The sequence below is a fragment of the Streptomyces sp. NPDC017246 genome (assembly GCF_044331325.1).
In the GTDB taxonomy this organism is placed as follows: Bacteria; Actinomycetota; Actinomycetes; order Streptomycetales; family Streptomycetaceae; genus Streptomyces.
Genome location: NZ_JBIRMW010000009.1, coordinates 1 through 13,728, shown reverse-complemented (window position 1 = coordinate 13,728; position 13,728 = coordinate 1). Strand labels below are relative to the sequence as shown.

General features: G+C 74.0%; 12 protein-coding genes, 1 rRNA gene and 1 pseudogene. 3 read left to right on the top strand and 11 right to left on the bottom strand.

Annotation, left to right across the window (positions count from 1 at the left end; translation table 11 throughout):
• Window positions 1-96: 96 nt before the first annotated feature.
• Complete coding sequence (locus ACH4MY_RS21535; RefSeq protein ID WP_398005326.1) at window positions 97-1,725, top strand: PucR family transcriptional regulator; 1,629 nt, start codon at window positions 97-99, stop codon at window positions 1,723-1,725.
• Between the two features lie 80 nt (window positions 1,726-1,805).
• Here the strand turns inward: ACH4MY_RS21535 and ACH4MY_RS21530 are convergent, their stop codons facing one another.
• From ACH4MY_RS21530 to ACH4MY_RS21505, 6 genes are all read right to left on the bottom strand, one after another.
• Window positions 1,806-2,900 (bottom strand): glycosyltransferase family 4 protein, encoded by a 1,095-nt coding sequence (locus ACH4MY_RS21530; RefSeq protein WP_398005325.1) that lies wholly within the window; start codon window positions 2,898-2,900, stop codon window positions 1,806-1,808.
• A gap of 109 nt (window positions 2,901-3,009) precedes the next feature.
• Window positions 3,010-3,693, bottom strand: coding sequence for a hypothetical protein (locus tag ACH4MY_RS21525; RefSeq protein ID WP_398005324.1), 684 nt, complete (start codon window positions 3,691-3,693; stop codon window positions 3,010-3,012).
• A gap of 32 nt (window positions 3,694-3,725) precedes the next feature.
• Window positions 3,726-5,468: a DNA repair protein RecN gene (gene recN, locus ACH4MY_RS21520; RefSeq protein ID WP_398005323.1), complete on the bottom strand. Its 1,743-nt coding sequence runs from the start codon at window positions 5,466-5,468 to the stop codon at window positions 3,726-3,728.
• 146 nt (window positions 5,469-5,614) lie between these two features.
• On the bottom strand, window positions 5,615-6,538 hold the full coding sequence (locus ACH4MY_RS21515; RefSeq protein WP_398005322.1) for an NAD kinase: 924 nt from the start codon (window positions 6,536-6,538) through the stop codon (window positions 5,615-5,617).
• Window positions 6,535-7,350: a TlyA family RNA methyltransferase gene (locus ACH4MY_RS21510; RefSeq protein WP_398005321.1), complete on the bottom strand. Its 816-nt coding sequence runs from the start codon at window positions 7,348-7,350 to the stop codon at window positions 6,535-6,537. The genes ACH4MY_RS21515 and ACH4MY_RS21510 overlap by 4 nt, the downstream gene beginning before the upstream one ends.
• Window positions 7,351-7,357: 7 nt before the next feature.
• On the bottom strand, window positions 7,358-7,627 hold the full coding sequence (locus tag ACH4MY_RS21505) for a hypothetical protein (RefSeq protein WP_398005320.1): 270 nt from the start codon (window positions 7,625-7,627) through the stop codon (window positions 7,358-7,360).
• Window positions 7,628-7,670: 43 nt separating this feature from the next.
• On the opposite strand from ACH4MY_RS21505, the gene ACH4MY_RS21500 reads away from it, so the two are divergent.
• On the top strand, window positions 7,671-8,018 hold the full coding sequence (locus tag ACH4MY_RS21500) for an SCP2 sterol-binding domain-containing protein (RefSeq protein ID WP_398005319.1): 348 nt from the start codon (window positions 7,671-7,673) through the stop codon (window positions 8,016-8,018).
• A gap of 3 nt (window positions 8,019-8,021) precedes the next feature.
• Here the strand turns inward: ACH4MY_RS21500 and ACH4MY_RS21495 are convergent, their stop codons facing one another.
• Window positions 8,022-8,864, bottom strand: a complete 843-nt coding sequence (locus tag ACH4MY_RS21495; protein ID WP_398005318.1) for an ABC transporter ATP-binding protein — start codon at window positions 8,862-8,864, stop codon at window positions 8,022-8,024.
• A 53-nt stretch (window positions 8,865-8,917) separates the two neighbouring features.
• A complete protein-coding gene (locus ACH4MY_RS21490; protein WP_398005317.1) occupies window positions 8,918-10,015 on the bottom strand; it encodes an HAD hydrolase-like protein in 1,098 nt (365 codons plus the stop codon).
• Window positions 10,016-10,097: 82 nt separating this feature from the next.
• Here ACH4MY_RS21490 and ACH4MY_RS21485 point away from each other — a divergent pair, with 82 nt between their 5' ends.
• Window positions 10,098-11,390, top strand: a complete 1,293-nt coding sequence (locus ACH4MY_RS21485) for a DUF1015 domain-containing protein (RefSeq protein WP_398005316.1) — start codon at window positions 10,098-10,100, stop codon at window positions 11,388-11,390.
• 79 nt (window positions 11,391-11,469) lie between these two features.
• Here the strand turns inward: ACH4MY_RS21485 and ACH4MY_RS21480 are convergent, their stop codons facing one another.
• The 3 genes and pseudogenes from ACH4MY_RS21480 to rrf form a co-directional block, all read right to left on the bottom strand.
• Entirely contained in the window at window positions 11,470-12,249 is a 780-nt protein-coding gene (locus tag ACH4MY_RS21480; protein ID WP_398005587.1) for a hypothetical protein, read from the bottom strand.
• Between the two features lie 165 nt (window positions 12,250-12,414).
• Window positions 12,415-13,497, bottom strand: a pseudogene (locus tag ACH4MY_RS21475) (hypothetical protein); the annotation flags it as partial.
• A 138-nt stretch (window positions 13,498-13,635) separates the two neighbouring features.
• Window positions 13,636-13,728, bottom strand: a 5S ribosomal RNA gene (gene rrf, locus ACH4MY_RS21470); the annotation flags it as partial.

Genomic DNA, 13,728 nt, shown 5'->3' with positions numbered 1-13,728 from the left:
GGGGTCGACGAGTTGTCGTCCCCGTGTGCGAACTGTCGGGCCCCGTGACCGTGGGGTGATGTCGCCGGAACACGGACGCGGGTAGCGTCCGGCCCCATGGACAATCAGGGCGGGATCACCGTGCAGCGGGCGCTCGAACTCCCGGGCCTGCGCGGCGGGCTCCCGGAGGTCGTCGCCGGCGCGGACCGGCTGCACCGCACGGTGCGCTGGGTGCACGCGGGCGAGGTGCCGAACATCGCGTCGCTGCTCAAGGGCGGCGAGCTGCTGCTGACCACGGGCCTCGGGCTCGGTACCAGGCCGGCCGAGCAGCGGGCCTTCGTACGCCGCCTCGCCGACCGGGGGATCGCCGCGCTCGTGGTCGAGCTGGGGCCGCGCTTCGCCCGCCTGCCGGCGACGATAGTGGAGACCGCGAGGGCCGCCGGTCTGCCCCTGGTGCAGCTGCACCGCGAGGTCCCCTTCGTGGCCGTGACCGAGGAGATCCACACCGAGATCGTCAACGGCCACTACGCGCTGCTCCGGCAGGCCGAGGAGGTCCACCGGCAGTGCACGGAGGCCCTGCTCGGCGGCGGCGGGGTCCCGCAGGTCCTGCGCATCCTGTCGGACTTCGCCGCCAACCCCGTCTTCCTGGAGACGGCCGACGGTCAGCTGCTGTACGCGGCGGGCACCGAGTCCGCGCCCGCCGACCCGCTCCAGGTGTGGGACGGGCTGCGCGGCCAGCGGGCGGCCCGCGAGTCCGGCCCGCCGACCGGCACGGTCCTGGTCGACGTGCCCGGCGGCGGCCCCGGCACGGCCTCGGTACGGGCCCGCCTCGTCCTGCTCTCGGTCTCCGGCGCCCTCTCCCCCGTGCACCGGATGGCGGCCGAGCGCGCGGCCGGGCTCCTCGCGGTCGTCCTGATGCAGGCGCGGCAGGAGGAGGAGCTGGCCGCGCGCGGCCGGGGCGACTTCCTGACGGACCTGGCGGAGGGCCGCATCACGGCCGAGGACGCCCCGGCGCAGGCCCGGGTCCTGGGCTTCAAGCCGGGTGACGGCCCGCTCCTGCCGGTGGTCATGCGCATGGCCTCGGAGCTCTCCCCGTCCGGCAACTGGGCCCTGCTGGCCCGCGCCGTCCTGGAGGAGCTGGCCTCCGTCGGAGTGCCGGTCCTCCTGGGCGTCCGCCCGGTCGAGGGCCGGGTGCCGCTGCTGCTCGGCCTGCGCTCCGAGTCGGAGCGCACGGCGGTCGCGGACCGGGTCGCGGCGGCGCTCCGCGCGGGCGTGGAGCGGGCCGGTCTCGAACGCTCCGGGGCGCACCCGCCGGTGGTCGTGGTGGGCGTGGCGGGCAGCTGGGCGGCGGCATCGGCGGGATTGCGGCACGCGGCGGAGACGGCGACGGCCGCGCAGGGGCTCTCGGACCTCCCCTGGTACGACGCCCGGCGGCTCGACATCGACCTGCTGCTGTGGCGGCTGCACTTCCACGGGGACACGGTCCTCGCGGCGTTCGTGGACCGTGCGATCGGCCCCCTGCGGGACCACGACGGGACGTCCCGCCCGCCGCTCCTCCCGACTCTGGAGACGTATCTGGCGCACGCGGGCCGCAAGGCGGAGACGGCCCGGGAGCTCCACCTCAACCGCCAGACGCTCTACAACCGTCTGGCCCGCATCTCGGAGCTCCTGGGCACGGACCTGGACGACCCCCAGACAGTCCTGGCCCTCTCCCTGGCTCTGAGGGCCCGCCGCCACACGCCGTAGCCCCCCGGGCCCCGGCCTCACCGCCCTGTCACGGGCGGGCGTCCGCCCCGCGGAACGCCTGCCCGCACCAGGTGAGCGGCCTAGCGCCCCACCAACTCGTCGTAGACGCTCAGCACATGCGCCACCGTCTCGTCCTCCGTGGGCCAGGACCGTGCCTGCACCCGCCCGGCGGCCGCGAGATCCATCCGCCGCTCCACGTCATCGAGCAGCCCCCGGACCGCCCCGGCGAGCGCCGCCGAATCCCCGTACGGCACCAACTCCGCCGCGTCACCGACGAGTTCCGGCACTCCACCCACCGCGGTGGCGACGAGCGGCACGCCGAGCCGGAGTGCCTCCTGGGCGAGCAGGGACCGTGCCTCCCACCGGGAGGGCAGCACCGCCACATCCGCCGCCGCGAGCAGCTCGGCGACATCCTCCCGCCGCCCGATCAGCCGCACCGGCAGCCCCTCGGCCGCGATCCGCCGCTGGAGAGCGGCCCGTTCGCGCCCCTCTCCCGCGATCACGAGCAGCGGCTGCGGGTCGAGCTCCCGCCACGACCGTGCCGCGTCGAGCAGCGTCCGGTAGCCCCGCCCCCGTTCGAGCGCGCCGACCGCCATCAGCAACGGCCGTTCGACGGCGCCGAGTTCGGCCCGCGCCTTGCCGTCGTGGAGGCATACGGGTCCGCGCGCGGCCGGCACGGTGACGGGCGCGAGCCGGGCGTCCCTGGCCCCGCGCCGCCGGGCCCGGTCGACGAGCTCGGACGAGGTGCCGAGGACGACGGTCGCGGCCCGCACGGTCCTTCGTTCGAGGAGCCGCAGGACCCCGGCCCGGGCCCCGTCCACAGGGATCCGGCTGTCCCAGGTCGTCACGAGCGGTGCGCGGCCGCCGCCTCCGCCCGGACCGCCGGACAGCGCGAGCGCGGCCCGTACGGACGCCGGCAGGCCGTGGGCGTGGACCACGTCCGCGCCGATGCAGGCGTTGCGGAGCGCGGTGACCGTGGCGGGGTCGCCGAGGCGCGGCAGCGGCACGAAGTGCGCGCCGGCGCCCAGATAGTCGTAGACGCGGTCGAGTTCGGCCGGGGCGCACACGGTCACCCGCACGCCCCTCGCCACCAGCCCCGAGGCAAGTGATCGGACGTGAGCGCTGCTGCCCGCGCTGCCGCCGCCCAGCACTTGGACCGTACGGAGCTGTGTCACGCGCCCAAGGATGCCAGTCCTCGCCCCTGACCGTACGCACGTTCCGGCACCGAAGTGGCGTCGTTCCCCCGCACGGAAGGCGGGCGGCTCCGGGACTCACCCCACGGGTTCACTCACTCGGGTGAGCGCGCGAGGAGACCTCGCACTCCCCCCAGACCGCGGCGGCGATCAGCCCCGCCGCGTGCACGGCGAGTCCGAACCGCCCGTTGCCGGCGGCGATCGCGCTGCCGACGGCGGCGCCGAGCGCGTGCGCGCCCGTGTCGCCGAGCATGGTGCGCTCACCGAGGTCGTCCCCGAGGACCGCGGTGACGGCCCCCATGGGGGCGGCGGCGACCGAGCCGCGCAGCAGCCCGGGTGCGCCGAGCGCGAGGACCGCGAGGCCCGCCTGCCCGGGCCGTACGTCCACCAGGTTCACCAGATGCGCGCTCCCGGCGATGACGACACCGGCGAGCACCTTGTCCACGGGCCGTTCCTTGAGCAGCGCCCCCGCCACGAGCGAGGCGGCGCCGATACCGAGGAGCTTCACGGCCCCACTGGTCACCTCGCCGTCCCGCAGCGCCGCCAGATGGGCCCGGAAGCCCCGCCGATGGTCACCCCTGGCGTCGTCGTACGCCCCGCAGACCCCGGCGGCCAGCACGGCGAACGCCGCGGGCCCGCTCCCGGCGCCGGCCGCGGCGCCCAGGGCCGCGGCGGGCCCGGCGTACAGATCGACGCTCCGCCCCGCGCGGTTGATCCGGAGCCACCGCTCCTCGGGCGCGCGCCGGCGCAGCCCCTCGTACACCGCCCGGCTCATACCCGCGGCGATCCCGAAGGAGGCGAGGCGCCTCACCCGTCCGCCCGGGCCGTCGCGAGCAGCTCCTCCGCGTGCGCCCTGGCCGTCTCGGAGTCCTCCTGGCCGGCGAGCATCCGGGACAGCTCCCGCACCCGTTCCTCGCCCTCCAGGACGGTCACTCCGGACCGGGTCACCGAGCCGTCGTTGGTCTTCTCGACGAGCAGCTGCCGGTCGGCGAAGGCCGCGACCTGCGGGAGGTGGGTGACGACCACGACCTGCGCGGTCCTGGCGAGCTTGGCGAGCCGGCGGCCGATCTCGACGGCCGCCTTGCCGCCGACACCCGCGTCGACCTCGTCGAAGAGGTACGTCGGCACCGGGTCGACCCCGGCGAACACGACCTCCACCGCGAGCATCACCCGGGACAGCTCACCGCCGGACGCGCCCTTGGCGATCGGCCGCGGCGGAGCGCCGGGGTGCGGGGCGAGCAGCAGCTCGACCTCGTCGGCCCCCGAAGGGCCGTACGCGACCCGGCGGCCGCCGACCTCGACGCCTTCGGGGTCCTCGGTCTGCCGGATGTCGAAGGACACCCGCGCGTGGGGCATGGCGAGCGAGGCCAGCTCGGCGGTGACGGCGCCGGCGAACAGGTCGGCCGCCCCGGTACGGGCGTCGGTGAGCCGCTGGGCGAGCACCGACAGGTCGTCACGCAGCCGGTCCCGCTCGGCGGTGAGTTCCTCGATGCGGTCGTCGTCGCCGTCCAGCTCGCCGAGCCGGCCCGCGCTCTCCTCGGCCCAGGCGAGAACTCCCGCGATGTCCTCGCCGTACTTCCGGGTGAGCTGGGTGAGCGCGGCGCGCCGCTCCTCGACGGCGGAGAGCCGCAGCGGATCGGCGTCCAGGTCGTCGGCGTATCCGGCGAGCTCGGTGGCGACATCACCGAGCAGGATGGAGATCTCCCCCATCCGGTCGGCGAGCGCGGCGAGCGCCGGGTCGTGCGACCGCACGGCCTCCAGGGCCCGCCCGGCGCCCGCGACGAGAGTCGTGGCGTCGACGGACTCGGGGTCCTCGGGGACGCCCGCGAGGGCGGCGTGCGCGAGGGCGGCGGCGGAGGCCAGGGCCTCGGCGTGACCGAGCCGCTCCGCCTCGGCGGCGAGTTCGGTGTCCTCCCCGGCGAGCGGGGCGACGGCCTCGATCTCGCCGAGCCCGAAGCGCAGCAGATCGGCCTCCTGCGCCCGCTCACGGGCCCGGGTGGTGATCTCGTCCAGTTCCCCGGTGACGGCGCGCAGCCGCCGGTACGCCTCGGCGTAGGCGGCGAGCGGTACGGAGACGGCCTCGCCCGCGTACCGGTCGAGCGCCCCGCGCTGCCGGGCGGGCTTGAGCAGGCCCTGCTGGTCGGTCTGGCCGTGGACGGCGACGAGTTCGTCGGCGAGCTCGGCGAGCAGCCCGACGGGCACGGAGCGCCCGCCGAGGTGGGCCCGTGAGCGTCCCTCGGCCGAGATGGTGCGGCTGACGAGCAGCACACCGTCGTCGAGCTCCGCCCCTGCCTCCTCGGCGCGTACGGCGGCGGACGCGCCCGCGGGCACGCTGATCCGCCCCTCGACGACGGCCGAGGCCGCGCCGATCCGTACGAGGGCCGGGTCGGCCCGTCCACCGAGCAGCAGGCCCAGGCTGGTCACCACCATGGTCTTGCCCGCACCGGTCTCACCGGTCACCGCGGTGAAGCCGGGCGACAGCTCGACCACCGCGTCGTCGATGACCCCGAGCGACCGTATCCGCATCTCCTCCAGCACGCCCCAGACCATACGAGGTTTCCCCGGTGCGATGCGACATCACCCCCGGGCGTAACCCTCCGGCGCGCCGATCGTTCCGTGCCCCGGAAGCCGGAGGCGGGCGCTCCGGGCGCCGGGAGCGGGCGTACACCCGCCCGGCTCCCCCCTGCGGAGGGACGTCAGCGCGCCCCGCCCCGCCACCCCGACACCGGAAGGGCGAACTTGGCGACCAGCCGGTCCGTGAAGGAGGCGTGGTGGAGCCGGGCGAGCCTGACCGGCACGGCACCCCGCCGCACCTCGACCCGTGCGCCGGCCGGGAGTTCCACCGTCCGCCGCCCGTCGCACCACAGCACGCCGTGCGGGGTGTGCGGTTCGACCTCGACGGCGAGCACCGACTCGGGGGTGGTGATCAGCGGCTTGGCGAAGAGGGCGTGCGCCCCGATCGGGACCATGAGCAGCGCCTCGACCTCGGGCCAGACGACCGGGCCGCCCGCCGAGAAGGCGTACGCGGTGGAGCCGGTCGGTGTCGCGCAGATCACCCCGTCGCAGCCGAAGCCGGTCACCGGGCGGCCGTCGATCGCGAGGACGACCTCCAGCATCCGTTCCGGGGACACCTTCTGCACGGCCGCCTCGTTGAGCGCCCAGTCGCGGTGCAGGACGTCGCCGTTCTCGTACACGACGACGTCGAGCGTCATCCGCTCCTCGACCTCGTACGCCTTCGTCACGACCCGGTCGACGACCTTGTCGAGGTCGTCGCGCTCGGCCTCGGCGAGGAAGCCGACACGGCCGAGGTTGACGCCGAGCATCGGGACGCCGGAGGCGCGGGAGAACTCGGCGCCGCGCAGCAGGGTGCCGTCGCCGCCGAGGACGACGAGGAGTTCACAGCCGTCGAGCGCGTCGGAGCATGCTTCCGGCACCTTCTCGACGGAGGGCGGCAGCGGCAGGTCCGCGGCCTCGGCCTCCAGGACACGGACGCCGATGCCGCAGCGCAGCAGTCCGAGGACGACCAGTTCGGCGCTGCGCACGGCGGCGGGCCTGCCCGTGTGCGCGAGGAGGAAGACGGTACGTGGTGTGGTGTGTGGTGGTGCTGCCGTTGAGCTCAACGAGGTCCTTCCGCCACGGCGCGGTCGACATCCGCCGGATCCAGCGCGGGCGCCCCTGCCCGCAGCCACAGAAAGTACTCGACGTTGCCGGAGGGGCCGGGCAGCGGGCTCGCCGTGACGCCCAGGACGCCGAGCCCCAGCTCGGCCGCCCGCCGGGCCACGTTCTTCACGGCGTCGGCGCGGAGTTCGGTGCTCCGGACGACTCCGCCGGTGCCGAGCCGCTCCTTGCCCACCTCGAACTGCGGCTTCACCATGAGGACGAGGTCGGCGCCGGGCGCCGTGCAGGCCGCCAGGGCGGGCAGGACGAGGCCGAGCGGGATGAAGGAGAGGTCGCCGACGACCAGGTCGACGGGAACGCCGTCGATCGCGTCGACCGTCAACTCGCGTACGTTCGTACGGTCCTTCACGGTGACCCGCTCGTCGCTCTGCAGCGACCAGGCGAGCTGTCCGTAGCCGACGTCGACGGCGACGACATGCGCGGCGCCCGCGCGCAGCAGCACATCGGTGAAGCCACCGGTGGAGGCACCGGCGTCCAGGGCTCGCCGGCCCTCGACCTTCAGCCCGAGCGGGACGAAGGCCTCGAAGGCCCCGGCGAGCTTGTGCCCGCCGCGCGAGACGTAGTCGGGGTCGGAGTCGTCCTGCACGACGACGATGGCCGCGGCGGTCTCGACCTGGGTGGCGGGCTTGGTGGCGACGGTCTTGCCGACGGTCACCCGGCCCGCGGCGATCAGCTGGCTGGCGTGCTCGCGCGAGCGCGCGAGCTTGCGCCGGACCAGCTCGGCGTCGAGACGGCGGCGTGCCACTCCTGCCACGTTGGGTTCAGCTCCTGTTTTCGTACGGACGAGGGGCGGGGTGCGCGTCGAGCGAGGTCAGCTCGGCACGCAGTCCACGGTGTACATCCTCGTACACCTCCAGGTGTCCGTCCGCCGGGAGGTGGTCCACCTCTTCGAGACGCGCCAGGTGGACGTCGACACCGGGGTGCCCGGTGAGCGCCCGCTCGACCCCGAGCGGCGCGGCCGCCGCGGGCTCGTGGACATCCTGCGGGGCCGTCGCGTCCGCGGGCTCCGGTTCGGGCATCGCGTCGTTCATGGTCCCGACGCTACCGCGAACCCCTGGGGTACGGTCGACGGCGATGGCGACGATCACGGAGTGCCGCGGCGCACTCGACAGACTCTCGGACAGCTTCGCGCGGGCGGACGGCGACGTGCGCGGCGCGGCCGCGCTCGAACGCACCCTGAGCTGCCACATCACCGATCTGGACACCACGTTCACGGGCCGTCTCGCGGACGGCAGGATCCTGGTCGAGGACACGGTCGCGGGCCCGCCGCCGGACAAGGCGCAGATCCGGCTCGCGATGACCGGCGACGACCTGCTGGCGATGGTCGCCGGCGAACTGAACTTCGCCAAGGCCTGGGCCTCGGGCCGGGTCAGGCTGGAGGCGGGCTTCCGCGACCTGCTGCGGCTCCGCTCGCTCCTCTAGGGATCACGGGCGGAGGGCGGGCTCCGGGGACGCGGCGGGCCTGGGAAGCCGGGCCTTGCGCCCGGCCGGTACGACGAGCGGCGTCCCGGTCTCGGGGTCGTCGATGATCTGGCAGCGCAGCCCGAAGACCCGCTCGACCAGCTCGGCGGTCACGACCTCGGACGGCGGGCCCTCGGCGACCACCTCGCCGTCGCGGACTGCGATGAGGTGGGTCGCGTACCGGGCCGCGTGGTTGAGGTCGTGCAGGACGGCGACGAGCGTGCGGCCCTGGGTCTCGTGGAGCTCGGCGCACAGGTCGAGGACGTCGATCTGGTGCTGGATGTCGAGGTACGTCGTCGGCTCGTCGAGCAGCAGCAGCGGGGTCTGCTGGGCGAGCGCCATGGCGATCCAGACGCGCTGGCGCTGACCGCCGGAGAGCTCGTCGACGTACCGCTCGGCCAGCTCGGCCACCCCGGTCGCCTCCATGGCGTCGCGGGTGATCCGCTCGTCCTCCGGGGACCACTGGCGCAGCAGCCCCTGGTGCGGGTAGCGGCCCCGGGCGACGAGGTCGGCCACGGTGATGCCGTCGGGCGCCACGGAGGTCTGGGGCAGCAGACCGAGGGTCTTGGCCACCTTCTTGGCGGGCATGGAGTGGATCGACTGCCCGTCGAGGAGGACGCGCCCCTGGCTGGGCTTCAGCATCCGGGAGAGGGCACGGAGCAGGGTGGACTTGCCGCAGGCGTTCGGCCCGACGATGACGGTGAACGAGTTGTCGGGGATCTCGACGGACAGATCGCGGGCGATGACCCGCTGCTCGTACGCCAGGGTGACCGATTCCGCGCTCAGCCGCTGCTGTCGACCGTCCATGTCCGTGCTCCCGTGCCCGCGACCCAAAGAAAGTTAGGTTAGCCTACCCAATTTCACAGCCCGAGCCGCGCCAGCGCCTTCCCCGCGTCCGGCACTCCCCCGCCCACGGCGTCCGCGGCCGACCAGGCGGCCCCGCACAAGGCCCGTACGCCGTCCATCACATCCGCCCCACCGGCAGCCGGACCCTCCGCCGCGCCTTCGCGCCCTTCGAGCACCAGCGCACCCTCACGGACCGAGGCCCGCCAGTCCCCGCACACGAACCCGCCGTCCGCGTCGGCGACGACCTCCGGCTGCCCCACCAGCAGCCCCCGCAGATCGGCGTCCACATACGTCGGCCGGTGCTCCGGCACCGCCCTCAGCAGCTGGGCCACATCCGTCACCCCGGTCAGGACGAGCAGCGAGTCCACCCCGCCGTTGAACGCGCCCTCGATGTCCGTGTCCAGCCGGTCCCCGACCACCAGAGGCCGCCGCGCACCCGTCCGCAGCACCGTCTCCCGGTGCATCGGCGGCAGCGGCTTCCCGGCGACCTTGGGCTCCACGCGGCCACCCGTGGCGATCCGTACGACCTCCACGGCCGCCCCGTTCCCCGGCCCGATCCCCCGCGCCCCGGGAATCGTCAGGTCCGTGTTCGAGGCGTACCAGGGAAGCCCCCGCGCCACCGCGTAACTCGCCTCCGCGAACCGCCCCCACGGCATCTCCGACCCCCCGTACCCCTGGACGACCGCCACCGGCTCGTCCTCGGCGGAGTCCACCGGCACCAGGCCCCGCTCGCGCAGCGCCACCCGCAGCCCCTCACCGCCGATGACCAGCACCCGGGAGCCGGCCGGCACGTCGTCGGCGATCAGCCGGGCCACCGCCTGCGCCGAGGTGATCACGTCCGCGGCCCCGGTCGGCACCCCGAGCTCGGTGAGGTGCTCGGCCACCGCGTCGGGCGTCCGCAGCGCGTTGTTGGTGACATACGCCAGGCGCATCCCGCCGGCCCGCGCGACCCCGAGCGCCTCGACGGCGTGCGGCACGGCCTCCCCTCCGGCGTACACGACCCCGTCCAGGTCCAGGAGCGCCGTGTCGTACGCCTCGCTCAGCGGCTCCGCGCTGCCACCCGGCCGGTTCCCGCCGACACCCTGCTGCCCCTGGCCGTTCCGCACCGTCACCGCACACTCCTCATGTCGTCGGGTGAATTCCGCCCGCTCCCCCGATCATCGCTCATGGCCACCGCCCACATACGATGACGAGATGAACACCTCAGGTCACGCGGCCGATGACGTCCGCGACGACGCGGCAGGGCTGCGCCTGGCGCCGTTCCGCGGACTCCGTTACGTCCCCGAACGGGTCGGCAGCCTGGCAGCCGTGACGTCTCCTCCCTACGACGTCGTCGTACGACCTGACGGACTACTCCATCTGGAGTCGGCCGACCCGCACAACATCGTCCGGCTGATCCTGCCGCAGGCGATCACCGCCGGCACCCGTCACCGCAAGGCCGCCGTCACCCTCGACCGTTGGCTCGCGGACGGCGTCCTCGCCCCGGACCCGGAGCCCGCGCTCTACGTGTACGAGCAGCACGGCGACGGCATCCTGCAGCGCGGCATCATCGGGGCCCTGGAGCTCTCCACCCCCGCCGAGGGGGTCGTCCTCCCCCACGAGGACGTCATGCCGCACGTGGTCGAGGACCGGGCCGCCCTGATGCGGACCACGGCCGCCAATCTGGAGCCCCTGCTCCTCACCTACGTCGGCGACGGAGACGGCGCGGGCGCGGTCGTCGAACGCACCGTCCAGGGCCCCCCGCTGCTGGCCACCACCACGGAGGACGGTTTCCGGCACCGCCTGTGGGCGGTGACCGACCCGGCCGAGCAGGCCGCGGTGGCCGCCGAGCTCAGCCACCACCAGGCCCTCATCGCCGACGGCCACCACCGCTGGGCGACCTACCTCCGCCTGCGCGAGGAACACCCCTCGCCCGGCCCCTGGAACTACGGCCTGGTCCTCCTCATCGACACCGCCCGCTACCCCCTGCGGGTCCGGGCGATCCACCGCCTCCTCAACCGCCTGCCGGTCGCCGACGCCCTCGCGGCCCTCGACGGCTCCTTCCGGGTGCGCCGGATCGAGAGCCCCCTGCCGGCGGCCCTGGAGGCCCTCGCGGAGGCCACGGCCGAGGGCAACGCCTTCCTCCTGGCGGGGGACGGCGGTTTCCACCTCGTCGACCGCCCGGACCCGGATCTCCTCGACCGCACGATCCGCACGGACCGCCCGGACGCCTGGCGCACCCTGGACGCGACGGTCCTGCACTCCACCCTCCTGGAGCACGTCTGGCGCATCCCGGACGCCCCCGAGGACATCAGCTACATCCACGACACGGAGGCCGCGGTCGACCAGGCCGAGCGTCGCGGCGGTACGGCCGTCCTCATGCACCCGGTCCGGGAGGAGGTCGTACGGGACCTCGCCCGCCAGGGCGTCACCATGCCCCGAAAGTCGACCTCCTTCGGCCCGAAGCCCGCGACGGGCCTGGTCCTGAGAAGCCTGGCGCTGGACTGAGACCCCTCGACGACGAGGACCGGAAAACGAAGAAGGGCGGCACCCCGGAGGGTGCCGCCCTTCTCATGCGTCAACCGTGTCAGCTCTTGTCGCCGACGCTGTCGTCACTGTCGTCCTCGTCGTCCTCGTCGAGGTCGCCGTCCTCGTCGTCGACATCGAGGACGTCGTCCTCGACATCCTCCACGTCGCCGAGGGAGACGACGACGTCCGACTCCTCCTCCGACTCGTCGAACGCGTCGACGAACTCGACACCGTCGATCTCGGCGAGCCGGTCCGAGGCGTCCGTGGCCCCGTCCTTGTCGGCCTCCAGAGCCTTGGCGAACCACTCCCGCGCCTCGGTCTCACGACCGGCGGCGAGCAGCGCGTCGGCGTACGCGTACCGCAGGCGCGCGGTCCACGGGTGCACGGCGCTGGAAGCGAGCTCGGGGCTCTGCAGCGTCACGATGGCCGCGTCGAGCTGATCCAGGTCCCGGCGGGCGCCGGCGGCCACGAGCCGCATCTCGACCTGACCGGCCTTGTCCAGCTTCTGCACCTCGGGCTCACCGGCCATGGCGAGCGCACGCTCGGGCCGGCCGAGACCGCGCTCGCAGTCGGCCATGACGGGCCACAGCTCGACGCCACCGCTCATCCGGCGGGCGGCGCGGAACTCGGCCAGGGCCTCGGAGTACTTCTGCGTCGCGTACGCGGCGAAGCCGGCGGCCTCGCGCACGGCGGCGACACGGGAGGCGAGCCGCAGCGCGACCCTGGAGTAGCCGTACGCCTCCTCCGGGTCCTCGTCGATCAGCCGAGCGACCATGACGAGGTTGCGCGAGACGTCCTCGGCGAGCCCCTTGGGCAGGCTCATGAGCTCCTGGCGCACATCCGGGTCGATCTCCTCACCGGTGACCTCCGGCGGGATCGGCAGCCGCTTGATGGGCGCGCGGTCGCTCCGCTCCCGGTCGTCACGCCCGCGGAAACCACCGCGGTCGCCGCCCCGGTCGTCGCGGCCACGGTATCCGCCACGGTCGCCGCCGCGGTCGTCACGGCGGTCGTCACGACGGAAGCCACCGCCGGCACCGCGGCTGTCGCCACCACGGTCGTCGCGACGGAAGCCACCGCCGCCACCACGGTTGTCACCGCCACGGTTGTCGTCCCGACGGAACGACGACGGGCGCTCATCACGCCGGTCGTCACGACGGAAGCCACCGCCGCCGCCGCGGTTGTCGCCACCGCGGTCGTCACGCGGGAACGAAGGACGGTCGTCCCGACGGAACGACGAGGGACGCTCATCACGCCGGTCATCACGACGGAAGCCACCGCCGCCGCCGCGGTTGTCGCCACCGCGGTCGTCACGCGGGAACGAAGGACGGTCATCGCGACGGAACGACGACGGGCGCTCATCACGCCGGTCATCGCGACGGAAGCCACCGCCGGCACCGCGGTTGTCACCACCACGGTCGTCACGGCGGAAACCGCCGCCACCACCACGGTTGTCGCCACCACGGTTGTCGTCACGGCGGAAGCCGCCACCGCCGCCACGGTTGTCGCCACCGCGGTCGTCACGCGGGAACGAAGGACGGTCGTCCCGACGGAACGACGAGGGACGCTCATCACGCCGGTCATCACGACGGAAGCCACCGCCGGCACCGCGGCTGTCGCCACCACGGTCGTCACGGCGGAAGCCACCGCCACCGCCACGGTTGTCACCACCGCGATCATCACGACGGAAGCCACCGCCACCGCCGCGGCTGTCGCCACCACGGTCGTCACGGCGGAAACCGCCACCACCACCACGGTTGTCACCGCCACGGTTGTCACCACCGCGATCGTCACGACGGAAACCGCCGCCACCACCACGGTTGTCGCCGCCACGGTCGTCGCGACGGAAACCGCCGCCACCACCACGGTTGTCGCCGCCACGGTCGTCACGACGGAAACCGCCGCCACCACCACCGCGGTTGTCGCCGCCACGGTTGTCATCGCGACGGAAGCCACCGCCGCCACCACGGTTGTCACCACCGCGGTTGTCGTCCCGGCGCGGCCCACGGAAGCCGCCCCGGTCGCCACCGGCATCGTCCCTGCGACGCGGTTCGCGCTCCGGACGGTCGTCGGGAGAGTTGGTGGACATCGGTGTGACTCCTGTCTTTGGGTACTGCAGTCATTCTCGCGCAGCCGGCACTCGGCCGCGCATCGGAAAAAGTCAAGCAAAAAACAAAAGGACCCCTGGTCCCAGCGTGAACGCTGGGACCAGGGGTCCTGAAGATTTGTTCGGCGGCGTCCTACTCTCCCACAGGGTCCCCCCTGCAGTACCATCGGCGCTGAAAGGCTTAGCTTCCGGGTTCGGAATGTAACCGGGCGT

What these genes read in the sequence shown, in the direction of transcription:
- ACH4MY_RS21525 (WP_398005324.1), bottom strand. Translation starts at nt 3,693, where the DNA reads ATGAGCCGGGCGGTGTACGAGGGGCTGCGCCGGCGCGCGCCCGAGGAG.
- ACH4MY_RS21495 (WP_398005318.1), bottom strand. Translation starts at nt 8,864, where the DNA reads ATGGACGGTCGACAGCAGCGGCTGAGCGCGGAATCGGTCACCCTGGCG.
- ACH4MY_RS21485 (WP_398005316.1), top strand. Translation starts at nt 10,098, where the DNA reads ATGAACACCTCAGGTCACGCGGCCGATGACGTCCGCGACGACGCGGCA.
- ACH4MY_RS21535 (WP_398005326.1), top strand. Translation starts at nt 97, where the DNA reads ATGGACAATCAGGGCGGGATCACCGTGCAGCGGGCGCTCGAACTCCCG.
- ACH4MY_RS21500 (WP_398005319.1), top strand. Translation starts at nt 7,671, where the DNA reads ATGGCGACGATCACGGAGTGCCGCGGCGCACTCGACAGACTCTCGGAC.
- ACH4MY_RS21505 (WP_398005320.1), bottom strand. Translation starts at nt 7,627, where the DNA reads ATGAACGACGCGATGCCCGAACCGGAGCCCGCGGACGCGACGGCCCCG.
- recN (WP_398005323.1), bottom strand. Translation starts at nt 5,468, where the DNA reads ATGGTCTGGGGCGTGCTGGAGGAGATGCGGATACGGTCGCTCGGGGTC.